Origin of the sequence: Aquimarina addita (assembly GCF_039539305.1) — a bacterium.
Lineage (GTDB): Bacteria > Bacteroidota > Bacteroidia > Flavobacteriales > Flavobacteriaceae > Aquimarina > Aquimarina addita.
This window is the reverse complement of the sequence record NZ_BAABCW010000010.1, coordinates 163756-188752: the sequence shown is the minus strand read 5'-3', so window position 1 is coordinate 188752 and position 24997 is coordinate 163756. Positions and strand designations below refer to the sequence as shown.

Below are 24997 nucleotides of genomic sequence, written 5' to 3'. Positions count from 1 at the left end.
TTCCAGTACGCCATTCACAAATAAATTCAATTTTTTGTTCCATAGTTGTTGTGTTTTTCCAAGGCATAATAATTTGATTTTTGTCTCAAATTATAACTTGAAAAAGTGTAAACTATGTCCCTTTAACTTTGTAAACTATGTGCCTTTAACGTACCAAATTACGCCCAACGTTCAGTATAAGAAACGTAGGGCAGGTGATAAGCACTTTCGTTTCGGTTTGTTACTTAGCTAAATATAAATATTTTGCTTTTATCTTTTCTACTATAAACGCCAAATTTTATATTTAGCGGACTTTGTTAATATGCACAGACTTTTCGGTTTAGCACAAATGCCCTATGTTTTTTATACATTGTTACCACCAGTTATTTATTCATAATTTGTATGAGTATTCCAAATATTCCGATTATCAAACACAAAGGAACAAACCATTTTGAATCAGCTTTCGCAAATTCAGTATTCTTTATTTTTTTGAAAAATCCAACATATTTAAAATCTCCAATTGCTCTTAAAGTAAGAACAGAAGGAATTATCCAATATCCGTATTTAGTTACCAAATTTGGAATTTGAACATTTATAAGTCCAGATTTCACAAGATAAATTAGACCGAATAGAAGTAAAACCACAGCAACAATTAAAGTCGCAAATTTAGGAATTGAAAGCGTACTCGTCTGATTCTCTTTTGTTGGAATTACCTTTTCCAATCCCCATTTTCCGCCCAAAAGCCAATAAAAATGGATAAAACCTAGTGAAGAAAAAACAGCAAATAAAATTGTGGATAATACTGTTATCATATTTTTGCCAATTGAAAAATTTGTTCATTCTGTTTTCTATTAACAGACGAAGGTGTTAATCTCAACATTTGATTACGCAGACCAATTAATACTGGGTTTGTAAGATGTGCCATTTTTCCAACAAGCCAACTCGCTTTCACTACTTGATGTGCTTTAGGCAATCTTAAATTTTGATATTCGGAAAATGCTTTAGTAGTTTTATATTTGCTCAAACATTCTGAAAGAACATAAGCATCTTCTATGGCTTGACAAGCACCTTGTCCCATATTTGGGGTTGTTGCGTGTGCAGAATCTCCTATTAAGCAGACATTTTCTTTATACCAAATATTTGTTGGTTTTAAATCAGAAATTTCGGCAGTATTTATTTGTTCTTTTTTAGTTGATTTTATAATGCCTTTAATTACTGAATTGTAATCGCTGAAATACTGTTCTAAATCGTGGATAGAAAACTCTTTTATATTTTTTTTGAACGATTTTAAAGCATACCAATAAACTTTATTTTGGGCAATTTGAACAAATCCAAAACGTTCTGATTTTCCCCAGGCCTCGTTTAGTTCATTTCTGAATTTTATCGGTAATTCGTATTCCGTAATTCCTCTCCAACATATTTGATTAGCATTTCGGATGCTATTATTCGGGAATAAATTTTGTCTAACTACTGAATTTAATCCATCAGCACCCAAAACCGTTGAGGATTGTATTCGTTCTCCATTTTCAAATTCTAACGAATACCCATTTGTGTTTTCAACTATTGAAGTTAGTTTATGGTCAAGATTAATTTTGGTCGATATTAATTTGTCAATTAATATCTGTTGTAAAGTTCCTCTATGAATTGCAATGTTTTTGGTGTTATGTTTTTGTTCAAAATATGACAAGTCGATTTTAGAAAGAGGTTTTAGGCTTGATTTGGTAATATTCATTGAAGAAATTGGATTTCCATTTTCCTCAATTAGTTTTCGCAAGCCTAACTTTTCATAAACTTGCATTGCATTATTAGCCAAAATGATTCCCGCTCCAACTGGTTTTATTTGTTCGGCTTGTTCAAAAATTCTTGTTTTGATTCCTTTTTGTTCAAGTGCAATAGCGGTAGTTAACCCTCCTATTCCTGCTCCAATAATATCTATGTTCATAAATGTTTTTTCTAATTGGTGGTAACAATATTATAATAGCAATTGCTATTATATTCCTTGTATTTACTACAAATCTAATGGATTTTTAATTGATTTGAAATTGTTTATTGCCACTTGAGTATAAATTTCTGTGGTTTTGTACTACGATTTGCTTTGTACTCTTGTATGTTCTGCAATGAATCTTTAAGCCAAGTATAGGGATCAATACTATTGATTTTACAAGTGGCAAAAAAGGAATATAATATAGCTGCTTTCTGTACAGCGGTAGGAGATCCAATTTTTTTATTTAATTGTATGTACTTAAAATTTCTCAAAAACACCTAGCCCAAACAGTGCATAATCATATTTTACCGGATCCAAAGGATCTAATATTCTTAATTTAGCATCTAATTCATCCAATGCTTTTCCATCATTTTGTTTTCGTTTTAATATTCCTAATGATCTGGCAACATTACCAGAATGAACATCTAATGGACAAGAGAGTTGAGCAGGAGAGAGGGTGTTCCAAATACCGAGATCTACACCTGCTTTTGCATCGCGGATCATCCACCGCAAGAACATATTTATTCGCTTAGCTGCTGAGTTTTTGTGAGGGTCACTCACATGCTTTTCTGTTCTAAGCATATGAGGTAAGCTAAAAAATTCAGTTTTAAAATCGTGAATAGCATTTTTAAAATTAGTTTCTTTTTGATACTGTTTAAAAAATCCTTCCATATCTCCATATGCAGTATAGATCGCTTTTAATGCTGTTATAAAATATGTCAGATCCAGGCTGTTAAAAGTTCTATGTACAAATCCATCAAGATTATTCAGGTCTTCCTGAGTATGATGCATAACAAAATCATATGGCGAGTTTCCCAATAGCTCCATTAATTTATGTGCATTGTTGAGTATACTTTTACGATTCCCCCAGGAAATAGTAGCGGTTAGAAATCCGGAAATTTCAATATCTTTCTTCTTTGTAAACAAATGAGGAATTTGAACAGGATCAGTATCTATAAATTTAGGTTGTTCATATAATACAGCCTTTTCGTCCAGAAATTCTTTGAGCTGATGTTTGTTTAATTTTTTCAAAGTAAGTATTGCATTAATGTTCATCTCCATTATAGATCCACATAGGTATGGTATCCCCGGCGATTTCAAAACCATTTTTCTTATAGAAATCTATAGCGTTGCCATCAGCAGTAAGCATTTGCATATGAAAATCGCTGTAGATTTTTTGCATTTCACCAGCTATTAATTGTCCTATTCCTTTGCCTTGATAATCAGGATGTACTAATAGGTGAGGGTAGTAGACTACCAAAAATCCATCTGAAATGGCATTGCCAATACCCACTAGTCTTTCTTTATCCCAGGCACTAATAAGTGTATGCGAATTAAGTAATCCTTTGTATAACCACTGTGGTTTTTTTGCAGCGCTCCACTGGTTAGCTTTATATAAAGCAATTATATCCTCAATTTTAATATCCTTGGTATCAGAGATTTTTATACCCATTCTAGTTTTTAAAGAATTTTACCATCAACCATGACTAATTTTCTATCAGCCATATCCGCTAATTCTTCATTATGAGTAACAATTACAAAGGTCTGTCCAAACTGATCTCTTAATTTAAAAAAAAGTTGATGAAGGTTTTCTGCCGATTCACTATCCAGGTTTCCGGAAGGTTCATCTGCAAAAATTACTTTAGGATTATTAATTAAAGCTCTTGCTACAGCAACACGCTGTTGTTCCCCTCCAGAAAGTTGACTGGGCTTATGTTGATACCTATCTTTTAAACCAAGAAAATCTAATAATTCTTTGGCTCTTTTTTCGGCATCTGATTTCGAAACTTTTTTGATAAAAGCAGGAATACATACATTCTCTAAAGCAGTAAACTCTGGTAACAACTGATGAAATTGAAAAATAAACCCTAATTGCTCATTTCTGAATTTAGATAGTTGTTTTTGTGATAGTGCTTGTATTTTTATTTTATTGATTGTAAAATCACTGTCTGGCATAGGTACTGCGAGATCTAAGGTTCCTAAAATCTGCAATAAAGTAGTTTTTCCTGCGCCAGAAGCACCTACGATCGATATTATTTCACCTTTTTTAATATGTAAATCTACTCCTTTTAAGACGTGCAGATTTCCGTAATATTTTTGAATGTTTTTAGCTATAATCATCCTATCTGTTTCTTCAAGGAGTGAAAGTAACTAATATCCTAAAATTCGGCAAGGTTATCAGTGTTATTATAAGAATTAATAGTTTAAATATAGTTTTAAATCTATACATTGCTCATGACTTTTTTGAATCATTCAAACACTACTTTTATAAAATAGCTGTATAAATGAAAAGTTAAAAAAAGCAATGTTGTTTAATATAAATGTATTTTTGTTAAACAAAAAAACAGTTAGTTATATATATGAATGATAAAAAATTAGACATAGCGGTTTTAGCAGGAGGTTGTTTTTGGTGTACTGAAGCTGTTTTTCAGCGATTAGAAGGTGTATCAAAAGTAACATCTGGATATACTGGTGGAACGATCAAAAATCCTGCATATAGAGAGATAACGACCGGAAGAACGGGTCATGCAGAGGCTATTAAAATTGAATTTAATCCTGCTGTTATTTCGTATCACGAACTTTTGGAAATCTTTTTTGCTACGCACAATCCCACAACTTTAAATCAACAAGGTGCAGATCGTGGTACGCAGTACCGAAGTGCAATTTTTTACAATGATGAACAACAAAAAAAAGTAGCTCAAGAGTTAATTGCAGATTTAACGACTAATAATGTATTTGATAACTCTATAGTTACAGAAGTAACAGCATTGGGAGTTTTTTATCATGCAGAAGATGATCATCAGAATTATTATAATTTACATAGTGACCAGGGATATTGTCAGTTTGTAATTAATCCCAAACTGAGTAAATTGCACGCTACTTTTAAAAATAAATTAAAAAAATAAATACAGAATAAGAACCATATGCCGTATAATAAATTTGAGGAGTACAATATTAAAGTAACGGATGATATTAAAGATAAATTTTCGTCTATTATTAATGATTTAGGAGAGGATGTTAAAAGGGAAGGAATTGTTAAAACTCCAGAAAGAGCAGCAAAAGCGATGCAATTTCTTACGCAAGGATATCATCAAAACCCAGAGGATATTTTAAGAGGTGCTATGTTTAAAGAAGGGTATGATGATATGGTTATAGTCAAAGATATTGAACTGTATTCCTTATGTGAACATCATATGTTACCATTTTTTGGGAAAGCTCATATTGCCTATATCCCTAATGGATACATCGTTGGTTTAAGTAAAATCCCCCGAATTGTGGATGTATTTGCACGAAGATTGCAGGTACAAGAACGACTGACTCATGATATATTAGAGTGTATTAATGATACATTAAAGCCAAAAGGTGTAGCGGTAGTTATAGAAGCTTCTCATATGTGTATGATGATGCGTGGTGTACAGAAACAAAATTCAGTAACGACAACTTCTGGTTTTAGGGGACAGTTTGAAAAGAATGAAACTCGATCAGAATTTTTGAGATTGATTACCGCTGATTTGTCATAAAATCTTTTTTGGAATGTTCTTTGCTTTAAATTTTGTAAATTATAAGTAAAATTAATTATGAAAGATAATAAGTACAGAACATTAGCTTTAGGATTGCTTTTTGACGCCTTAGGAATGGTTTCTTTTTTTATTCCAGGTGTTGGAGAGTATGGGGATGTTATCTGGGCCCCTATATCCGCATACCTAATGACCAAATTGTATAAAGGAAAAGTCGGGAAAGCTGCTGCAGTTTTCTCTTTTGTAGAAGAGGCCTTACCATTTGTAGATGTTGTACCTACTTTTACCATTATGTGGTTTTATACCTACGTTTTTAATAAAGAATCATCAAAAAAGGATTCATCGAAAGATTATATAGAAGTAGACCCTTCTTAGTGAGATTGGCTTCAATATCACCTAGCTATCGAGAAGTTATTTTGAAGAAAAAGCTTATAGCAATCTGTATAAGGTCAAAAAATTTGGATTTTATTTCTTTTATTTAATAAAAGAAAATGATCTGACATTATCTCTGTCAGAAACTTAAATCATACTTTTTGAATTACTAAATGAAGTTACTAAAGAAATGACTGATAAGTTTGATAACAGAAATTTTCAAAACTAAGTAGATGTAACTAACGGATAATAGAATGAAAAGAACTGAACAAAATACCTGTTGTTGTCTTTAACGTAAAAAATGAATTGACGGGCTTACTGTTTAAAAAGACGTGCAAATCCTAATCTGCTAAGCATCTTTTTTTCAAATTCCCAAAAGAATGTAAATTGTCCAAAAAACCATCCAATAAATACCAATAATAATTGATAAACAGGAAAAATAAGTAGAATACGAAGAGGCCAATAAATCCAGCCGCTTGTAGATTCTCTATAAAATCCCAATAATGAAATGATCGGGTCAGATATTTTTGCAGCTGTAGAACCAGTAATGGCAAAAACCATGAAAATAGCGATCATTTCCCATCTATAATTTACTTTCCATTTTTTTTCTAATATTTTAAATATCCATAAGGTACCTCCTAATAAGGGGATAAGAAAGAATATAGTAAGTATTATTAAAGATATCAGGTAAGCATCTTGATGTTCTGATACTTTAAGAAAGGAAGTAACAATTTTATTACTTATTAGGTATGATGAAAGTACTAATCCCAATAAACCAAGAACTGGAAAAATAAGCTGCCAATTAGCCTTTATTTCCCATCGATCTTTAAATTTTTCCATATTGCAAAAATACTATAAAAATTAGTACCAATCAATATCAATGTATAAATTGACTTTAGAGCTCTATGAATGATTTAATATTGGAGAAACAAGTATCGTATTAATTACCCTCTGGAGAAGGTGAAATTCTGTTTGTATCGTTGTTCAAAATATAAAAAGTAATTGTAAAGCATATAATTTACCTCATATCCATAATGAATACCAGAATTATAATTTATTTGCTGTTCGTATAAGTTAGGATTAAATCTCTGTGGTTGTAATACCCTTTGGTTGTATTCTAATACATATAGCCTGTTTCTGTTTTCTAAGAATTTTTCATTATAAAACCCTCTGGGTTTTTGAGTAGTTACCCAACTATTAAATCCAGGTTCTATAATTAAAATTTCGTATTCTAATTCATCATTAGCAATTCTTAAGGTATCTGATGTATTTGTAGAAATTTTCTTTTCTAATAAATCATTTTTAGTAGTCGCACAACTATAAATAGATAAAGTAAAAATTAATATATAAAGACAGTTTTTCATAAATACAAATTACAAAAAAGTCTTGTGAAGCCTATATAGTTTAACATTTTAATCGTTCAACCATTGACAAAAAAAATCAATTTTAGCTTAGTAGAATTGTTATAGCAATAGATCTGATATATTGTTACTTAGGATTAAGTCTTTTTTTTCACTATCTTTTGCTTATATAGTTAACCAAAGCTATTTAACTAATACAGATATGCTTTAAATTTTTATTGAATTTGAAGTATATCTGGTATAAGAAACTATTTTTTTGAAATTTTTAAAGAATATTGAGTTTTTAGATTTACCATTTTACATTTCATCTTGCGTTGCAATTATTATAGCTGCCTTTTTTGATAGAAAGCTTTTGATGTATATATTACCTATTGTAATTGTATCATTAGCGATAATTTATATAAAGAAAGCTAATAATGTAAGCTTTTTGTATGTATTTGGTTTATTTCTAATGATTCTATGTGACATTCTTGTATACTTTGATTTCGAAAAGTATTTACCTGCTATCTGTATTTTAACTTCGACTTATTTTATAATATGTACTTTAGTATTGATTAAATTTATGAAAACTAAAAGGTTTAGGGTGCGTTCTCTTTTATCAGTACCCATACTTATTAGTTCATTTTTGATTGTGTACTTAATATATTCTATTTCTCATTTGGTGTATGATTTTATAAAAGATATGATTCCACTTGTGATCCTAAGTGTGTCCAGCCTATTACTATATATTATTGCTTCCTATTTTATTTATATTATTGATATTTATAAAAGAGGTCTTAATATATTGATAGTAGCCTGTTTATGTATATTTATTACTTCATTAGTACCAATTAATGAATTATTTTTTTCTAATAATGTATTTACAGTTTTTATAAACATAACTCACATTTTGGGATTCTATATTTTCATTGATTTCCTAATTAAAACAAAACCTGCCAAAATAACGTCGGACCATCATAATTATCTATAAAATTGAATCATTTTATAAGGGTATTAACCGAATTATTTCTATAATATTCTATGTATCTATAAGAATAGATTAGATAGTTTTCCTAAGCCAATCTTATTATTTTTGTAGCTTTAGTTCTCTATGTAGAGTAGTATTTTTTAAATATGAAATTAGATAGGGTAGGAGTTATCTAGTGCATACCTATAACTAATAAACCCTGACAATGTCAAGGTTTATTAATTTAATTATATATGCGCCGATACTATTTATTTACCAAATAATCCACCAAGAAGTCCGCCAACACCTCCGCTTTTGTTACCTCCTAATACCATACCTGCTACGTCATCGAGAACACTGCCATCACCATCTGCATCTAAGAAAGATTCGATAAGAGATTGTTGTTTAGAACCAGTTCCACCACCCAGCATTCCTCCAAGCATACTTGTTAATCCATTTGTATCCGTTACATTATTCTGGGAAGCCTGTTTTCCAAGAACTCCCATAAGAATCGGTGCAGCAACTTTTAAAATTTGGCTAACAGATCCTGAATCTACACCAGATTTTTGACTAATAGCACTTTCTACACCAGTTTGCTTAGTACCTAATATATGGCTTAAAATTCCTGCACCATCATTAGTAACGCTTTCTTCTACACCGCCACCAAATAGGCCTCCTAAGTTATCTAAAATACCACCTCCAGAATGCTTACCAGAGATAGCACTTAATAAACCAGATGCTCCCTCTGGTGTTGATGCGTTTTTCTGCATTGCCCCCATAAGGACTGGCAATGCCATGCTTAATACACTTCCTGTTTTATCAGTAGATTGACCAGTTTGACCACTTACTCCACTCACTATTTGTTGCCCCATTGGGCTATTTAAAAGATCTAAGATTCCAGACATGATTATAAATTTTTATTATTCATAAATTTAAATTTACAGCTTTATTTTGAAGAGTATATACTATTTCTTGTTTTATTTCATATGATAATAGATGATAAGTAGAATTCATCGATAAACCGTTTTTAAATATTTTTTTTTTAAGATGGCTATATAAAAGGAAGCTAAGACCAAAATTTCTAATTAAAAAAAGCGGTACACTTTCTTAGAAAGAATACCGCTTTATACTAAATAAAGTATTTTTTGCTTATTTAAGAATCGTTATGATTTGATCAGCTAATTCTTGACCAATACGATCTTGTGCTTCTCCTGTAGCAGCTCCAATATGAGGAGTTAAAGAAATTTTATGATTCATTAATACCTTAATAGCAGGGCTTGGTTCGTTTTCGAATACATCAAGACCGGCAAATGATAACTTACCACTCTCTAAAGCATCAACTAATGCCACTTCATCAATAACACCTCCACGAGCAGCATTTACTATGCCAGCACCATCTTTCATCTGTGCAAATTCCGCTTTTCCAATAACATATTCTTTTTGTGCAGGAACGTGTAATGTGAAGAAATCAGCTTGTTTTAATACTTCTTCTTTCGATATTGTTTTAATTTTTACTGAAATAGACTGCCCATCAAAAAATTCTAAAGGAATATCTACTTCTTCTATAAAAGGATCAAAAGCAATAACTTTCATTCCAGCACCGATAGCTATTTTTGCAGTAGCCTGACCAATACGTCCAATACCCAAAACCCCTAATGTTTTTCCTCTTAATTCTATACCATTGGCATAGGCTTTCTTCAGATTTTTGAATTTGCTATCACCTTCTAATGGCATATTGCGATTAGCATCGTGTAAAAAACGAACACCTCCATATAAATGAGCAAAAACTAATTCTGCAACAGATCCTGATGAAGCAGCAGGTGTATTGATTACGTGTAATCCTTTTTCACGTGCATACGCCACATCAATATTATCCATACCAACACCGCCACGACCAATTATCTTTAAAGACGAACAATTATCAATAATATCGGTTCTTACTTTAGTAGCACTTCGAACTAATAAAACATTAATCTCGTTTTCATTTATGTAATTGACTAGTTGGTCTTGTGCGACAGTTGTGGTTAACACCTCAAAACCTTCTTTTTCTAAAGCGTCAATTCCGCTTTGAGATACTCCGTCGTTTGCTAATACTTTCATTTTTAGAATTTAAAACTTAAAATTAAACTTTTTATTACTTATGCTTTACGTTCCAGATCACCCATTACGTCTACAAGTGCAGCAACACTTTCTATAGTCATTGCATTATACATACTTGCTCTATAGCCTCCTACACTTCTATGACCATTTACACCGTTAATACCTGCTTCTTTCCACATAGCATCAAAAGTCTCTTTAAGATCTTCATCCACTAAACTGAATGTTGCGTTCATCATAGATCGGTCTTCATGAGCAGCAAATCCTTTAAACAACGGGTTTAAGTCTATTTCAGAATATATAAGTTTTGCCTTCTTTTCATTTTGTTCTTCCATTACAGCAATTCCACCTAGTTTCTTTAACCATCTTAAAGTAAGCATAGAGGTATAAATAGGGAAAACAGGAGGAGTATTGAACATGCTGCCTTTACTGATGTGTACTTTATAATCTAACATCGACGGAATTTGTCTTTCAACTTTATCCAGAATATCTTCTTTTACAACAACTAGTGTTGTTCCTGCCGGTCCCATATTTTTTTGAGCTCCTGCATAAATTAAACTAAACTTAGAAAAGTCTAATTGTCGTGAAAATATATCACTACTCATATCACAAATTAAAGGTGTTTCTGAAATCGGAAAATCTTTAATCTGTGTTCCAAAAATGGTATTATTACTAGTACAATGTACATAGTCTAATCCATCTTGTATTTCGTATCCTTTGGGGATGTAATTATAGTTAGCATCTTTAGAAGATGCTAATTCAATAACATCACCAAAAAGTTTTGCTTCTTTAATAGCTTTATCACTCCAGCTACCTGTATTGATATAACCTGCTTTGGATTGCAGTAAATTGTATGCTACCATTAAGAACTGTGTACTAGCACCACCTTGTAAAAACAGTGCTTTATACCCTTTACCTTCTAAACCAAGTAATTCTAAAGCCAGACTTCTGGCTTCTTCCATAATATCAACAAAATCTTTACTACGATGTGAAATTTCTAAAATCGATAATCCAGAGTCGTTCAGATCTAATACAGCTTGGGAGGCCTCTTTAAATACTTCTTGTGGTAGAATACAAGGTCCTGCGCTAAAGTTATGCTTTTTCATCAGTAGTTTTTAATGTTTTATTTGTTAAATTTTAGTCTTGATTTCTGGTTTTTTAACCAGATTAAAAAAACATAACAAAGGTGCTAATAATCTTATACAAAATCATTATCAAAATGATAAATTATTTAATTAATTGTTGTTAAAAATTCAATAACATCTTTGTTATCTGCATAATCAGATAATGAAGGGTACTGAGTGGTTCCGAAATCAATACTTTCTTTAGAAAAGTTATTACTTACAATACACTGTAAATTTTCTTTATTTGCTTCTAACTTTTGTTGTAATTCCTCTTTTGACGTATATTTTTCGTAGAATAAAGTAGCAATGGGAGATCCGTAACTACTATCTTCCTTTAAGATAATAAAGCCATTCTCTAATAATTTAAAATTACTCATAAGATAGACTGCCTTATTATAATCATAATTATTAGCATACTTAGCACCATTTATAATATCATTATATGGATATAAAGCGGTAAAAAATAAATTAAAGTCATAATTTTCTGGCACCATTAATTTAGAAACACTTCTACAACCTAGTCCAAAATATCTAAAAATATCTTCTCCAAGTGCTGTCAATTCTTCTTTTGTTTCATTTCCTGTAAGTATAGCAACAGAATTTCTATTTTTACGAATTATATGAGGTTTTTTGCCAAAATAATGTTCAAAATAACGAGCTGTATTATTACTTCCTGTTGCGATGATAGCATCAAAATTTGTAAATTTTTCTTTTGTAAAAGAAATCAGATCGTTAAACCTGGGTTCTATAGCCATTAAATATGAAGCTATATAAGGTAACAGTTGATCATCATTAGAAGATTGACGCACCAATACACGATGTCCACTGATTAATACACAAAGAAAATCATGAAAACCAACCAAAGGAATATTACCAGCCATAATAATCCCAACAGTTTTTGGGGTACCTTCAGGTATTGAATACGGAGATAACCATTGTCCTAAATTATTGATAGTTAATGCTTGACTCCATTGAGATATTGCAAAAACAATATTCTCTTTAGTAAACCATCCATTATGATGTTTAGTAGAATTTATTTTTTCAACCATTCCATCAAAAAATTCATCAGTGTAGGAGATGTTGTTAACCTTCTCATAACCAGAGGATTTAAATTGACTTAAAAAGTTTCCTAGTTCAGAAAATGCGGTGATCCGATCATTTAATACCATTTCTAATTTGTTTATCACTAGTATAGGAGTTATTTTTGTTGTGCAAATTTAGAATAAAAAAAGCTATGGCAATTATAATAACAGATGAATGTATAAACTGCGGAGCATGTGAGCCTGAATGTCCTAATACCGCAATTTATGAAGGAGCGGATGACTGGAGATACGCTGATGGTACTGATTTAGAGGGAGATGTAGTATTGCCAGGAGGTAAAGCTGTTAATTCTGAAGAATCTCAAGAACCAATCAGCGATGAGATTTATTATATCGTACCTGATAAATGTACTGAATGTAAAGGTTTTCATGAAGAGCCTCAATGCGCAGCCGTATGTCCTGTAGATTGCTGTATTCCTGATGAGGATATAGTAGAAACGGAAGAATTTTTATTAGAAAAGCAGGGATTTATGCATAAATAATTAATCCTTTATGAAAAATATGAAAAGCCTATCTGTTTAGATAGGTTTTTTTTATGGTCGCTTTTTAATTTTTTAGTATTTTCGTCATTAATACTACCTCAAATCTAAATTTTAAATTATGAGAAATATATTACTTTTTACATTTTTAATAATCTTTTCAATAACCTCTTATGGGCAGTATCGATGGGAAGTTACTGGTGGTTTAACCAATTCTAGTTTAAATCTTGAAGATGCAGATACCAGTCGTGGATCTGGCTTTTATTTTAATGCGGGTTATGGTTATGTCATGGGGGTAAGAGCAAAAACGAGTATTGTGTTTTCAATTGAAGCATTGCAAAGAAATAGTGAAATAGAAAATGTAGGAGATTTTAAAGCACTCCAGTTTGGTTTCAATCCAAAATTTAGATATTTATTCAATCAGGGAAAGTCACGTTTTAGGCCTTTTGTTAATGTAGGTCCTTCTTTTAGATTAAATGCCAATATAGAAGTTGATGGAGTAGAATTAGAAAATGAAGATTATGAACAATTGGTTATCGGAGGGACTTATGGAGTAGGGTTTTCTCAAATGATCGGAGAAATGTTTGATGTGATGCTGGAAGTGGGAGCTATGAATGATTTTACAGACAATTTAACCGATGTAGAAAGTACTTTTTTTGATATATACGCGCGAGTAGGAGTACGTTTTAGAATTTATGATGCAAGACGCTAATAAATAAAAACTGATTTTATGAATAGTAGTAAATAATACATACTATTTGTTAGGTTAAATATATGATGTAATTCCCAATGAAGTGAGCTTCCTTGGGAATTTTAATTTTATACTGTTTTCTTTTTGTATTATTTTTTAAAAAATAGTTGTTTACCATAATTTTATGTTTATAACCTAAAAAAAGACCGCCTAAATACTTTTTAGACGGCCTCTTTTTAGAAAATAAGATTTTATGTTTTAAAAGTTCACATCTAATCTTGCATAATAATAGGCGCCGCTAAATCCCATTTGTACAGCATCCCAATATCCACCGGCCTCTGTGTTTCCATCATTTTGTTGATCCGGATATTCATTAAAAATATTATTGCCTCCCAGAGTTAGTTTTAATTGATCAGTAAGTTTATAACCAATATTTAAATCTGCAGTAATTTTAGCATCATAAACATCTTCCTCATCTGCAAAATCGATAAGTATAATTTCGCTAAAACGAGTCATTGCAATACCAGCATTAAATCTCTCTTTACTGTAGTTTAAGTTTAAAGCAAATTTGCTTTCTGGTGCTGAAGCCAGTAAAAATGCTTTTTCTCTCTCTCCAAAGAATATGCTTTCATCTAGATCTCCATTATTTACATCCTTAATAACCATATTATTTACATTTCCAGCCATGGTTGCAGATAAATTTCCAAAATCGTAATTTCCTTTCCAAGATAAGATTACATCTAATCCGGTAGTTTCGGTATTTACTCCATTAGCAAAAAATTGAGCAGCTGCTACATTAGGAATTTCGGTAGCATCAAAAGTTCCTGTTAAAACAATACGATCTTTTACATCGATATAATAGGTGTCTACAGTAGCTGTAAAATCTCCAAAAGTAGCAGTAACTCCTACTGATGCATTAATAGCAGTTTCTTCTTCTAGCGCACCTATACCAAAAGAGGCTGTCACCGGACTATTATTAGGTGATAATAAAGTTTCTGAAGCTACACCACCCTGAAAATCTGTGAATCTAAGATTATAATAAATCTGAGCTAAGGATGGAGCTCTAAATCCGGTACTTATAGATCCTCTTATATTTATATCCTCTGTCGCTTTTACTCGTAATGCCAGTTTTCCATTAATCGTACTACCAAAATCACTGTAGTTTTCAAATCTGGCAGCAGCAGCTATTAAAAAAGAATCTGTTATGTCCAGTTCTGCATCAGAATATAAAGATAGATTAGAACGTGAACGGTCTACTTCATTTGCTGGGCTGTAACCAGGGAAACCTTGAGAACCTCCTGGTCTTAATTCTCCAGAATCTTCATCTACAGGTTGTACTTGTGTTGGATCCGTGATGGCAAGTCCATTTACGTCATAGGTTGCATACGAACCTTCTTCTCCGGCAAAAATTGTAAAATTCTCAGTTCTATATTCAGTTCCAAAGGCAAGATTTAAACCCTTTGCCATATCAGGATAAAATTTAGAGAAATCTAAATTGATAGTATTTTGGCTCAGACTATGACCACCTGCATCAAACTCCGTAGGAGAGGAGTCTTCTAAAGACGCATTGAGTGTACCCTCAATAAAATAATGAAAATTATTTTTACCCCAGGTATTACTAATATCAATATTCCAACCTCCATTGGTTTCTGTTCTTACTCCGGCAGAAATAGAATTATCAATAATATTAGATGTGATTCTGGGAGTAAAACCATTAGGATAAATAGAAGTGACTACGCGCTCTCCGCCATTACGTGTAAATGCGAAAGCATCCGTATCTCTATAGTTTCTTCCTCCAAATGCGTAGAACTCTGTTTTGTCTGATATGGGTATGGCAGAGTTGACAAAAAAGTTAAAACCATCTATTGCAGCTTCTCCAAAACCTCTCCTAAAATCATAACCAGGACGCAAGGTTTTATTCTTACTAAGATACTCTGTAGTAAAGTTAGCATATCCACCTTCTCCAATCTCTACTCCATAGTTAGCAGTTACTTTTACTGAACCGCCATCAAATGATTGATCATCAGCAATACGATTTCCATCATTTTCTGTATCTAATCGATTTCCATCTGTATTAGGAGTTCCATTAGGGAAATCTCCTTTAGCATTAGTATTGTATGCTCCATAGCTAACGCTACCACTAAGTTTACCTGTGTTATCCTTTAAAACAATATTAATTACCCCTGAGATAGCATCAGAGCCATATTGTGCAGCTGCACCATCTCTCAATATTTCTATTCTTTTAATAGAAGAAGCTGGTATAGCGTTAAGATCAGTTCCAGAATTTCCTCTACCTCTGGTACCAAAAATATTAATTAAAGAAGAACCATGTCTTCTTTTTCCATTAATCAAAACTAAGGTCTGATCTGGGCCCAGACCTCGCAAAGAAGCTGGGTCGATATGATCCGCTCCATCAGAGCCTGATTGTTTATTAGCATTAAATGAAGGAGCGGTGTATTGTAATAATTCATTAATTTCAATCTTACCACTTTTAGTAATGATTTCCTCCATATCAATAATATCGATAGCAACGGGTGTATCCGTAGCTGTTCTTTTTGGACTTCTGGACCCTACCACCACGATAGTACTTAATTCCTGTCCTTCTGATAATGTAACATTAATAATAGTTTGCGTATTGACATCAACTTCTTGAGAGGTAAAACCAATAAAACTAAAAACAAGAGTTGCGTTTTCAGCTACAGTAATTGTATAATTTCCATCATCATCGGTGGCAGTACCATTATTGGTTCCTTTTTCCGAGATATTAGCAAAGGGTATAGGTGTTCCGGATGTATCGGTAACTACGCCAGTAATCGTTTGTTGAGCAAAGCTTAATGTTGTAAGTAAGCCAAATAAAATGAGTGTGATTTTTTTCATATATGTTAGTTTAATAATGTTAATAAACTAAAGGTATTCATTAAAAATGAAATTGGTTTCCCAGTAAGGCATTTATGAAAAAATTAACTAGTCATCACACACAATTTGACGTTTTTTCCTACGAAAATGGATTTTCAAAAGATAATTTTTATCATTTTTCCCCTATTTAAGGCGTAAAAAATATGTTTTTAACGATTTATTTTATTTGTTATTAACACCTTTTTTTCTGCTAAATCCTTACATATATTTTGAATTATATAATTCAGGAAACTCTGTGTTTGTAGGAATTTTCTATGATTTATCAGTTTAAATTTTCATTATCAATTCTACATTTTCAGGGACTTGTATTTATCGTTATTGCATTTTTTTTATAGATATTTTGATAAAATCCTTTTTTAGACGTTAATAAATTACTAATATTGAAGTATTGGTTGACCAATTTTTTTATTGGTATTCTGATAACACAAAAATTAACTTTTATAAATAACTAATACAATGAAAATGGTTTCTAGGATTAAGGGAAAGTTGTCTTTTTTATTGCTACCTAAACTTACGTTATCTCTAATGTTCTTGGTTGTAATAAGTTGTACTACAGAACAATTTGATGAAGATTTGTCAGGTGTACTAAAGGAAGATGCTACAAATAAAGCTTCTGTAAATATTCAAAACCCAGGTTTTGAGTCAGGAGAAGTGAGCTGGGGTGATGGATCAAACTATGCAATCTCAGGTGATTCTCATAGCGGTAGCAGGTCAGGTAAAATCACGAGTTCTTCTAATAAAATTGAACAAACTGTAAACGTGAGTTCTAATACCAATTATGTTTTGACTGCGTGGGTAGAAGGTAATGGAAAATTATCCATAGGAGGGCAAACTAATGACTTTAATACGAGTAGTTTTGAAGAAGTTTCTGTAACATTTAATAGTGGAAACGCTTCTTCGGTTACAATTTTAGGTACCCGAGATAGTGGCGATGTTCGATTTGATGATTTTGAATTGAATAGTACTGGCGGTGGCGGAGGTACAGCCGAAGGTAATTTGGCACTGGGCAAAGTGGCGGAGCAGTCGTCAACTGCTTATAGCGGTTCTCCTGAGCGTGCAGTAGATGGTAACACTTCTGGTAACTGGGGAGATGCTACGATTACTCATACAAGCAAAACGGCCTCACCCTGGTGGCAAGTTAGACTAGGAGAGGAATATGCGATTGGCGATATTGTTATTTGGAACAGAACTAACTGTTGTTCTGATAGATTAAGTAACTTTGATGTCTTTGTATATAATGATGCAGGTCAACAGGTCTACAAAACTACAGTTACAGATACTCCAAGCCCATACGTAACGATAGATGCTGATGGAGCTGTGGGGTCAAGAGTGAGAATAAAATTAAAAGGAACTAATTTTCTATCACTGGCAGAAGTGCAAGTATTTGGAAATGGGGATACACCTGTAACACCACCACCTCCGCCAACAACTGGAGGAGGAGATTACCCTTATGATTTCTTAGGACTAACCAATTGGAAAATTACTGTACCAAAAGATCAAAGTGGTAACGGAAAAGCAGATGAGATTTATGTAGATGAAGATGACAATAGCTATTCTGGTGACCCTAGCTTTACAGAATATGATGATCCTGACTATTTTTCTATTGAAGGAAACTGGGTTCGATTTACTTGCGAAGCCGGATCTTCTTCGACTATAGGATCAGATAATCCTAGATCTGAACTTAGAGAAATGACTAGTGATGGAAGTGATGAGATTGAGTGGGATATGAGATCTTCTACCTTAAGAAAATTAGAAGTTACTGTCCGAATTACAGAAACACCAAGTTCTGGTAAAGTGTGCTTTGCTCAGATTCACGGTCTTGAGGAGTATGGGTTTGATGATATTATTAGACTTCAGATTAGAAGTTCTGGAGCTCAAACTTCTGGGGCATCCAGTACCTTATATGTAATGGGTGACGTAGTTAATGATAATGCTGATGATATAGGGTCTTATACAATGGGAGATGAGATAACTATGAGAATAGAGGCACAAAATAGTACTGTAAGAGTATATTTGAATAACACCGAAGTTAAAGAATATAACAACATTAATTCTCCGGGTAATTATTTTAAAGCGGGTAATTATTTACAATCTAAACCTACAAGTGGAAAAGGCGTAACAGAATTTAAAGTTATAAAAACGACGCCAAATTAGGAAAATGGTTCAATAAATTAGTAAAAATAAAAGGTTCGAAAATTTATTTTTCGAACCTTTTTATTTAATTACAGTATTTAGAATTAGAAAAGCAAAAATTGCTCAGTACCAGAGTGGTATTCTAACTAATATTGAGTTAGTAAAAAAAAGGAGTGTCTCGTGGCGTTCCTTTTTTTTATCATCATTTTAAAATTGGTCAACCAGATTTAAATCGAATAATAGTTGGTTGTTTACGAATTCTATTTTTAGGGTTTCGAATTCTTGTTCTTTTAATTTTTCACAAATTACGTATACTACCTTTGATCTTCTAAAAATATAAAAAGTTAAACACACACAAACTCAGCGTATTTATGAAACATACTATGTTTTTTTCAAGAACAAAGTTGGCTTCCTTCTTTGTAATTTCATTTCTGTTTTTTTTCTATTCTTGTACCAAAGAAGAGTTTTCTGAAGAAATTTCATCTAAAGAAAATGATACTCTTAAAAGTTTTATTACTATACAAAACCCTGGTTTTGAATTAGGTAAAGTAGGCTGGGGAGATGAAAGTAATTATTCAATTTCAGGTGATGAATATTCGGGTTCCAGAGCTGGTAAGGTTACTAGTTCTACGGGTAAGATAGAACAGACTGTAGTTTTAGAGAGGAATACAGATTTTTCATTAAGTGCTTGGGTAGAAGGACAGGGTACACTATCAATTGGAGGAAAAACTGTTGATTTTGATACAACTGACGGTTATGAAAAGATTGTAATATCTTTTAATAGTAGTGATTCTTCTTCTGCTGTTATAGTTGGAACCAGAAGTAATGGTGACGTCCGTTTTGATGATTTTATTTTAGAAATTATTGATTCCTCTTCTTCAGCAGAGATAGGTGTTATAAAACCTATTAGTGCTTCTTCTAATGGGAATCAAAATGGATATGATCCCGAAAATACTATAGATCAAGATTTAGCTGAAGTATCCAGATGGTCATCTAATGGGGCAGAAGGTAAATACATAACATATGATTTAGGAGCTATAAAAACTTTAACAAGTCTTAAAATTGCTTGGCTTAAGGGTGATGAAAGAAAAGCATATTTTAAAATTAGAGTTAGTAATTTTCCGAATAAAGAGTTTAGGAATGTTTATAATGCAAAGACTACGGGTAGTAGTGGAACTACCGAAGGGTTCGAAACTTATGAATTTGAAGCAACTAAAGCACGATATGTAAGAATCTCTTGTTTTGGGAATTCATTAAATAGCTGGAATAGTATTATTGAAACAGAAATTTATGGACAGGTCGGTGATCCCGGAACAGTAGATACAACTCCGCCATCTCCTGTAAGAGAATTGATTGCTACTGCTGGTGATGCATCAGTTGCATTAAGTTGGAATAACCCTGATAATGAAGACTTTAAAAATGTACAAATCACCTATGATGATAAGCAATTGGAAATAGAAGGTAATAGTACAGTAATCAACGGTTTGACAAATGAAAAGCTTTATACTTTTACGATAGTAGCAATGGACACATCTGGAAATAGTTCTGATGTCAGAATCATAGAAGTAACACCAAAAGGCGATATCCCTCCAGTATCAGGTGGTGGAACACCAGCAAGTATATTATCAGGTTTAGAAAAATGGAAAATTACTTTTCCTTTAGATAAAGATGGTAACGATAGTATGGGAGCGCAAGATTGTGATGATAGAAATAGAAATGCATTTGAGATTAGAGATATTACAGGAAATATTCCAGAGCCATTTTCTAAATATTTCTATGTAGATGCAGATGAAGTAGTTTTTAAAGCTCATGTAGGAGGAGCTACTACTAGTGGATCCAGTTATACCAGATCAGAATTAAGACAAACTCCTGGAGGAGATGATAATTACTGGAGTATGCAGGATTATCAATATTTGGATGTTCGTGTTAGAGCTACTCATTTACCTGTAGAAAAACCAGAAGTTTCTATGGTACAAATCCATGGACCTGATGATGAGCCTTTACGTGTAGAATATAGAGCGGACAGACAAGGACTTCATGTGGTACAGAATGAAAATTCTACTGCTGAGAATGTATTACCTTATATGTTAGGAGAACAGTTAAGAGTAACAGTAACGGTAGATAAAGGGGTCATTACTTGTAGAATAATAAATGAAAGTAGACCAAATCTGGATCCATGGGAGGATGAGTGGATTGCCGATGATACTACAGGGTATTTTAAAGTGGGGTGCTATACACAGTCTTCAATGACACTTTCAACCTGCAAACCTAATGAAGGGTATAGTAATGAAGCTTATGGTGCTTATGGAGAAGTCAGAGTAAAAGATATGTCTCTTCAGGTAACTTATTAAGTATTAAAAATAATTTAACCACCTTAATATATTTTTAAAAAGAGGCTATTTGAAAAGGTAGTCTCTTTTTTTGTGAATAATCGAATAGATTATTAAAAAGGTTTTATGCCATTCAAATTAAATAAATAAAACAGATTATTGCTTTTTTAGGTTGGTTTAATTGATTTTTATTAAAGTTATTAAAAATGTTAAATTGATTATATGTTAATTTTTTAATAAAATAAAAATGTATTTAGCAATTTTTTAATTAAAAATTGCTCAAATATTTATTTTTTAGTTTTTTAAACATTATTTTTGTACTAATTGGTTGTCCAATTTTAAAATTGGTCGATCAATATAAGTCACACATTAATTAACACATAATCTTAATTTTATGAAAAATTATTTAACTAAAAAGCGGGGATTACTGCCATTATCGGTAGGTAAACTATTCTTAGCATCGGCTTTATTGATGTTTGTTTCTTGTGAAACCGAAGAATTCGACACAACAACAGAAAGTATTGAAAAAGAAGAAGCTTTGGAAAAAGCAACACCAGTTGCAGGTAAAACGTATTATCTAAGGAATAGAAAAAGTGGATTACACATGGATGTTACTAATAAAAGTAACTCTAATGGTGCTGTTGTACAACAATGGGGTAATGCAAGTGGAACTCACAGACAATGGCAAGTCATAAGTGTAGGTAATGGCTATTACAGATTAAAAGGAGTAGATAGTGGTAAGTCTCTTGAAATTTCGGGAGGAAATAATGCCAATGGTGGTAAGGTTCAGATATGGGCTTATCAAGGAACAAGTCATCAGGAATGGGAAATTCTAAGTACTGGAAATGGTTACTATAGATTAAAATCCCGTGACAGTGGTAAATCAGTGGGAGTAATTGGTGGCAGTACTGCTAATGGTGCTGATCTAGAATCGCGTTCCTGGGATGGAACTACAAAGTTTCAATGGTTTTTTACAGAAGTAGGTGGAACTACTAATCCGCCAACAGGTGGAGGAGGTACTGCATCAGCAATTATCGGAAATGGTTGGAAATTAAATGGTTACACTGGGTCTCTTAGTGTAGGAAGTAGTGATAACGGTTTGAATTATGCAGACAGTGCTAGTTTAAATGAAAGCCATTTCTTTTTTGAAAAAGATGGTTACGCTGCTTTCAGATGTTACCCGGGAAATCCAACTTCAGGAGGATCTTCAAACCCTAGAACAGAATTAAGAGAATTAATTAATGGAGGTAGTAATTATTGGAATGGTAATACCAGTACTACTCACTCTATGAAATGGCGTTTTAAAATTGAGGATTTACCACCTTCAGGAAAGTTGGCTTTTGGTCAAATTCATGAAAGAGATGACTCTTATGATGATGTAATTAGAGTACAAGTTCAAGGAAATTCTGGTCAAAACTCTGGAAGTATTGATCTTAGGATTTTAGGATATGTAACTGAAGAAATTGAAGGACAGGGAAGAACTATTGATTTCAATATGCAAATGGATACTGAATACTATTTTGAATTAGCCATGACTAATGGTGTAGTATCTTTATATAATTTGAATAGTAGTGGAAACAGAACTCAAACTTTGTTTAGATCTGTGGATATCGGAAATGCTAATGAAAACTACTTTAAGGCTGGTTGTTACTTACAATCAACTAGTAGCAGTCATTCAGGATCAAGTGTTTATGGACAAGTATTAATTAAAGATTTAACAGTAAGTCCGGATAATTAATAGTAGAGACAAAAACGAAAGTATCCAAAATTTGATTTACACAGTTTGTTGAATCACTATCCAAAAAAACCTGAACAATTTTTAAGTTGTTCAGGTTTTTTTAATTATTATAAATGGTTACTTAATTGGTTTGTATTCTTTATTTACAACACTATTTGTTTCTGAATCAAACATTTCAATAATCAATATTTTATTTTCACCAAAATGGCCTAAACAATTATCTTTATCTCCATTATGGATTAAATAATAATCATTGCTTAACAACACTGCTTTTGAAACTCTTTCTCCTTTTTCATCAACAAATTTTATTATATAATTTTTTCCATCTTCTGTTAAAGAATATAACTTCTCATTAGAAAAGGAATCAGAATTTTTTACAGATACTTCTTCTGGAGAATAGGTAGCAGTCTGATTTGTTTTGTCTTGATCATCAGGATTTAATTTTAGTTCACTTTCTTTTGTAATAACTTGCTCCTGAGTAATAATTTTTTCTTCTCCATTAGCTCCTTTTACTTTAATTGTTTTAGTAACAATTTCTTGAGATATATTTTTTTTCGGAATACTATCATTTATTTCTGTCTTTTCTGATTGTCCAAAACCAAGAAAGGAACAGATTAAGGCGGAGGTAACTACTAAATTTAGATTTTTCATTGATTAATTTGTTTGGTTGTATAAAATTACAAAAAATAAATAAATCAATAATGGTACCCATGTGTAATATGCAAACGTAACTTGATCCTTTAAAATCATTTTAAAACTGTTTTTTACAATTTTAACGCATTTATGATTAATAGAATCCTTTTGATTTATATAGAAAATAAGTGCTGTGTCATCAATAAAGACAGGCTAATTTTATAAGTAATTAGGACTCCAAATCTATTTCATTTAGTATTTGCTTACTAAGGTGTAAACGTGCTATCTTTGCACTCTTAAAATTTGGATAATTTTTGTTATTTGTCCTTATATAATATATACTATGAAAGCAGGAATCGTCGGATTACCCAATGTAGGAAAATCTACACTTTTTAATTGTTTGTCTAATGCAAAAGCGCAAAGTGCAAATTTTCCATTTTGTACTATTGAACCTAATATAGGTGTTGTTAATGTTCCTGATCCCAGATTAGAAAAACTGGAATCTTTAGTGAATCCAGAGCGTGTTATACCTGCTACAGTAGAGATTGTTGATATTGCTGGACTTGTAAAAGGAGCTAGTAAAGGAGAAGGTTTAGGGAATCAATTCTTAGGAAATATAAGAGAAACGGATGCTATAATACATGTATTGCGTTGTTTTGATAATGATAATATTGTTCATGTGGATGGATCTATTGATCCTATTAGAGATAAGGAAACGATTGATATAGAATTACAGTTAAAAGATTTAGAAACGCTAGAAAAGAAGTTAGATAAAATCAAAAGAGCTTCCAGAACTGGAAATAAAGAGGCACAGAAAGAAGAAACCATATTAATTAAGTTAAAAGAAGGTTTAGAAGCCGGTCTTTCTATAAGAGCTATTGAAGTTTCTGAGGACGATCGTGAAGTTTTTGTAAAACCGTTACAATTTATTACTGATAAGCCTGTATTGTATGTTTGTAATGTAAATGAAGATGCTGCAGTAGGTGGTAATGAACATGTAGATAGAGTTAAGGAGGCTGTTGCTTCAGAAAATGCTGAAGTAATTATACTTGCAGTAGGTACAGAAGCTGATATCACTGAGCTAGAAGATTACGAGGAAAGACAACTTTTTCTCCAAGATATGGGATTAGAAGAAGCGGGAGCGGCAGTACTTATTCGTGCAGCGTATAAATTGCTTAACCAACAAACTTATTTTACAGCAGGAGTAAAAGAAGTAAGAGCCTGGACGATACCTATAGGTTCTACTGCTCCACAAGCGGCTGGTGTAATTCATACAGATTTTGAAAAAGGTTTTATCAGAGCTGAAGTTATTAAATATGATGACTATATAGCTTATGGTAGTGAAGCAAAAGTTAAAGAAGCAGGAAAATTAGGAGTAGAAGGTAAAACTTATGTTGTTAGTGATGGAGATGTAATGCATTTCTTATTTAATGTTTAACAAATACCATTTTACTCAATAAACCTCATAAAGTTTTAATCTTCTTATGAGGTTTATTTTTTTATCAATATAATTTCTCGAAGCTTAGGCTCGACTGTAGTACATATAATCATGATAAAAGAATCTTGTTTCCTGATTTTTGTAGCGAAACGGTTTTG

23 protein-coding genes are annotated in these 24997 nt (G+C 32.1%); 9 read left to right on the top strand and 14 right to left on the bottom strand.

Annotated features, from left to right (window positions below):
- Window positions 1-362 precede the first annotated feature (362 nt).
- From ABD816_RS13490 to ABD816_RS13470, 6 genes are all read right to left on the bottom strand, one after another.
- A complete protein-coding gene (locus ABD816_RS13490) occupies window positions 363-791 on the bottom strand; it encodes a DUF3995 domain-containing protein (RefSeq protein ID WP_344928177.1) in 429 nt (142 codons plus the stop codon).
- Window positions 788-1921, bottom strand: coding sequence for an FAD-dependent monooxygenase (locus ABD816_RS13485; RefSeq protein WP_344928175.1), 1134 nt, complete (start codon window positions 1919-1921; stop codon window positions 788-790). Before ABD816_RS13485 ends, ABD816_RS13490 begins: the two co-directional genes overlap by 4 nt.
- Before the next feature lie 104 nt (window positions 1922-2025).
- On the bottom strand, window positions 2026-2241 hold the full coding sequence (locus tag ABD816_RS22310; protein ID WP_425549118.1) for a transposase domain-containing protein: 216 nt from the start codon (window positions 2239-2241) through the stop codon (window positions 2026-2028).
- Window positions 2222-3019 (bottom strand): TIGR02757 family protein, encoded by a 798-nt coding sequence (locus ABD816_RS13480; protein ID WP_344928173.1) that lies wholly within the window; start codon window positions 3017-3019, stop codon window positions 2222-2224. The genes ABD816_RS22310 and ABD816_RS13480 overlap by 20 nt, the downstream gene beginning before the upstream one ends.
- A complete protein-coding gene (locus tag ABD816_RS13475; RefSeq protein ID WP_344928172.1) occupies window positions 3009-3416 on the bottom strand; it encodes a GNAT family N-acetyltransferase in 408 nt (135 codons plus the stop codon). Before ABD816_RS13475 ends, ABD816_RS13480 begins: the two co-directional genes overlap by 11 nt.
- Before the next feature lie 8 nt (window positions 3417-3424).
- Window positions 3425-4084, bottom strand: a complete 660-nt coding sequence (locus tag ABD816_RS13470) for an ABC transporter ATP-binding protein (protein WP_344928170.1) — start codon at window positions 4082-4084, stop codon at window positions 3425-3427.
- A gap of 239 nt (window positions 4085-4323) precedes the next feature.
- Between ABD816_RS13470 and msrA the strand changes: the two genes are divergently transcribed.
- From msrA to ABD816_RS13455, 3 genes are read left to right on the top strand one after another with little or no spacing between them, the layout of a single operon-like run.
- Complete coding sequence (gene msrA, locus ABD816_RS13465) at window positions 4324-4869, top strand: peptide-methionine (S)-S-oxide reductase MsrA (protein WP_344928168.1); 546 nt, start codon at window positions 4324-4326, stop codon at window positions 4867-4869.
- A gap of 18 nt (window positions 4870-4887) precedes the next feature.
- Window positions 4888-5484: a GTP cyclohydrolase I FolE gene (folE, locus tag ABD816_RS13460; protein WP_344928167.1), complete on the top strand. Its 597-nt coding sequence runs from the start codon at window positions 4888-4890 to the stop codon at window positions 5482-5484.
- A 57-nt stretch (window positions 5485-5541) separates the two neighbouring features.
- Window positions 5542-5856, top strand: a complete 315-nt coding sequence (locus ABD816_RS13455) for a hypothetical protein (protein WP_344928165.1) — start codon at window positions 5542-5544, stop codon at window positions 5854-5856.
- A 312-nt stretch (window positions 5857-6168) separates the two neighbouring features.
- Here the strand turns inward: ABD816_RS13455 and ABD816_RS13450 are convergent, their stop codons facing one another.
- The 6 genes from ABD816_RS13450 to ABD816_RS13425 all read right to left on the bottom strand — a co-directional run bounded on the left by ABD816_RS13450 (window position 6169) and on the right by ABD816_RS13425 (window position 12550).
- Entirely contained in the window at window positions 6169-6693 is a 525-nt protein-coding gene (locus ABD816_RS13450; protein ID WP_344928163.1) for a DUF6787 family protein, read from the bottom strand.
- 104 nt (window positions 6694-6797) lie between these two features.
- Window positions 6798-7217 (bottom strand): DUF6146 family protein, encoded by a 420-nt coding sequence (locus tag ABD816_RS13445; RefSeq protein ID WP_344928160.1) that lies wholly within the window; start codon window positions 7215-7217, stop codon window positions 6798-6800.
- A gap of 1212 nt (window positions 7218-8429) precedes the next feature.
- Window positions 8430-9065, bottom strand: coding sequence for a DUF937 domain-containing protein (locus tag ABD816_RS13440; protein ID WP_344928157.1), 636 nt, complete (start codon window positions 9063-9065; stop codon window positions 8430-8432).
- A gap of 244 nt (window positions 9066-9309) precedes the next feature.
- Window positions 9310-10260: a D-2-hydroxyacid dehydrogenase gene (locus ABD816_RS13435; RefSeq protein ID WP_344928155.1), complete on the bottom strand. Its 951-nt coding sequence runs from the start codon at window positions 10258-10260 to the stop codon at window positions 9310-9312.
- 38 nt (window positions 10261-10298) lie between these two features.
- Window positions 10299-11363, bottom strand: coding sequence for a 3-phosphoserine/phosphohydroxythreonine transaminase (gene serC, locus ABD816_RS13430; protein ID WP_344928152.1), 1065 nt, complete (start codon window positions 11361-11363; stop codon window positions 10299-10301).
- A gap of 125 nt (window positions 11364-11488) precedes the next feature.
- Window positions 11489-12550, bottom strand: coding sequence for an acyl-CoA reductase (locus ABD816_RS13425; RefSeq protein ID WP_344928184.1), 1062 nt, complete (start codon window positions 12548-12550; stop codon window positions 11489-11491).
- A gap of 65 nt (window positions 12551-12615) precedes the next feature.
- Here ABD816_RS13425 and ABD816_RS13420 point away from each other — a divergent pair, with 65 nt between their 5' ends.
- A complete protein-coding gene (locus tag ABD816_RS13420) occupies window positions 12616-12963 on the top strand; it encodes a 4Fe-4S dicluster domain-containing protein (RefSeq protein ID WP_344928150.1) in 348 nt (115 codons plus the stop codon).
- 118 nt (window positions 12964-13081) lie between these two features.
- Window positions 13082-13672: an outer membrane beta-barrel protein gene (locus ABD816_RS13415; RefSeq protein ID WP_344928148.1), complete on the top strand. Its 591-nt coding sequence runs from the start codon at window positions 13082-13084 to the stop codon at window positions 13670-13672.
- Window positions 13673-13909: 237 nt separating this feature from the next.
- On the opposite strand, the gene ABD816_RS13410 is transcribed toward ABD816_RS13415, so the two are convergent.
- Window positions 13910-16528, bottom strand: coding sequence for a TonB-dependent receptor (locus tag ABD816_RS13410; protein WP_344928146.1), 2619 nt, complete (start codon window positions 16526-16528; stop codon window positions 13910-13912).
- Between the two features lie 495 nt (window positions 16529-17023).
- Here ABD816_RS13410 and ABD816_RS13405 point away from each other — a divergent pair, with 495 nt between their 5' ends.
- From ABD816_RS13405 to ABD816_RS13395, 3 genes are all read left to right on the top strand, one after another.
- Entirely contained in the window at window positions 17024-18721 is a 1698-nt protein-coding gene (locus ABD816_RS13405) for a polysaccharide lyase family 7 protein (protein WP_344928144.1), read from the top strand.
- 350 nt (window positions 18722-19071) lie between these two features.
- Window positions 19072-21051: a polysaccharide lyase family 7 protein gene (locus ABD816_RS13400; RefSeq protein WP_344928141.1), complete on the top strand. Its 1980-nt coding sequence runs from the start codon at window positions 19072-19074 to the stop codon at window positions 21049-21051.
- Between the two features lie 373 nt (window positions 21052-21424).
- Entirely contained in the window at window positions 21425-22768 is a 1344-nt protein-coding gene (locus ABD816_RS13395) for an RICIN domain-containing protein (protein WP_344928138.1), read from the top strand.
- A gap of 117 nt (window positions 22769-22885) precedes the next feature.
- Here ABD816_RS13395 and ABD816_RS13390 read toward each other — a convergent pair whose 3' ends face one another.
- The gene (locus tag ABD816_RS13390) at window positions 22886-23419 is read right to left on the bottom strand and encodes a hypothetical protein (protein WP_344928136.1); all 534 of its coding nucleotides are present in this window, start codon (window positions 23417-23419) and stop codon (window positions 22886-22888) included.
- Window positions 23420-23744: 325 nt separating this feature from the next.
- Here ABD816_RS13390 and ychF point away from each other — a divergent pair, with 325 nt between their 5' ends.
- Window positions 23745-24839, top strand: a complete 1095-nt coding sequence (ychF, locus tag ABD816_RS13385; protein WP_344928134.1) for a redox-regulated ATPase YchF — start codon at window positions 23745-23747, stop codon at window positions 24837-24839.
- The last annotated feature ends 158 nt before the right edge of the window (window positions 24840-24997 follow it).

What these genes read in the sequence shown, in the direction of transcription:
- ABD816_RS13475 (WP_344928172.1), bottom strand. Translation starts at nt 3,416, where the DNA reads ATGGGTATAAAAATCTCTGATACCAAGGATATTAAAATTGAGGATATA.
- serC (WP_344928152.1), bottom strand. Translation starts at nt 11,363, where the DNA reads ATGAAAAAGCATAACTTTAGCGCAGGACCTTGTATTCTACCACAAGAA.
- ABD816_RS13400 (WP_344928141.1), top strand. Translation starts at nt 19,072, where the DNA reads ATGAAACATACTATGTTTTTTTCAAGAACAAAGTTGGCTTCCTTCTTT.
- ABD816_RS13445 (WP_344928160.1), bottom strand. Translation starts at nt 7,217, where the DNA reads ATGAAAAACTGTCTTTATATATTAATTTTTACTTTATCTATTTATAGT.
- msrA (WP_344928168.1), top strand. Translation starts at nt 4,324, where the DNA reads ATGAATGATAAAAAATTAGACATAGCGGTTTTAGCAGGAGGTTGTTTT.
- ABD816_RS13435 (WP_344928155.1), bottom strand. Translation starts at nt 10,260, where the DNA reads ATGAAAGTATTAGCAAACGACGGAGTATCTCAAAGCGGAATTGACGCT.
- ABD816_RS13415 (WP_344928148.1), top strand. Translation starts at nt 13,082, where the DNA reads ATGAGAAATATATTACTTTTTACATTTTTAATAATCTTTTCAATAACC.
- ABD816_RS13440 (WP_344928157.1), bottom strand. Translation starts at nt 9,065, where the DNA reads ATGTCTGGAATCTTAGATCTTTTAAATAGCCCAATGGGGCAACAAATA.
- ABD816_RS13485 (WP_344928175.1), bottom strand. Translation starts at nt 1,921, where the DNA reads ATGAACATAGATATTATTGGAGCAGGAATAGGAGGGTTAACTACCGCT.
- ABD816_RS13390 (WP_344928136.1), bottom strand. Translation starts at nt 23,419, where the DNA reads ATGAAAAATCTAAATTTAGTAGTTACCTCCGCCTTAATCTGTTCCTTT.
- ABD816_RS13450 (WP_344928163.1), bottom strand. Translation starts at nt 6,693, where the DNA reads ATGGAAAAATTTAAAGATCGATGGGAAATAAAGGCTAATTGGCAGCTT.
- ABD816_RS13480 (WP_344928173.1), bottom strand. Translation starts at nt 3,019, where the DNA reads ATGAACATTAATGCAATACTTACTTTGAAAAAATTAAACAAACATCAG.
- ABD816_RS13395 (WP_344928138.1), top strand. Translation starts at nt 21,425, where the DNA reads ATGAAAAATTATTTAACTAAAAAGCGGGGATTACTGCCATTATCGGTA.
- ABD816_RS13470 (WP_344928170.1), bottom strand. Translation starts at nt 4,084, where the DNA reads ATGATTATAGCTAAAAACATTCAAAAATATTACGGAAATCTGCACGTC.
- ABD816_RS13405 (WP_344928144.1), top strand. Translation starts at nt 17,024, where the DNA reads ATGAAAATGGTTTCTAGGATTAAGGGAAAGTTGTCTTTTTTATTGCTA.
- ABD816_RS13425 (WP_344928184.1), bottom strand. Translation starts at nt 12,550, where the DNA reads ATGGTATTAAATGATCGGATCACCGCATTTTCTGAACTAGGAAACTTT.
- ABD816_RS13420 (WP_344928150.1), top strand. Translation starts at nt 12,616, where the DNA reads ATGGCAATTATAATAACAGATGAATGTATAAACTGCGGAGCATGTGAG.
- ABD816_RS13490 (WP_344928177.1), bottom strand. Translation starts at nt 791, where the DNA reads ATGATAACAGTATTATCCACAATTTTATTTGCTGTTTTTTCTTCACTA.
- ychF (WP_344928134.1), top strand. Translation starts at nt 23,745, where the DNA reads ATGAAAGCAGGAATCGTCGGATTACCCAATGTAGGAAAATCTACACTT.
- ABD816_RS13410 (WP_344928146.1), bottom strand. Translation starts at nt 16,528, where the DNA reads ATGAAAAAAATCACACTCATTTTATTTGGCTTACTTACAACATTAAGC.
- ABD816_RS13455 (WP_344928165.1), top strand. Translation starts at nt 5,542, where the DNA reads ATGAAAGATAATAAGTACAGAACATTAGCTTTAGGATTGCTTTTTGAC.
- folE (WP_344928167.1), top strand. Translation starts at nt 4,888, where the DNA reads ATGCCGTATAATAAATTTGAGGAGTACAATATTAAAGTAACGGATGAT.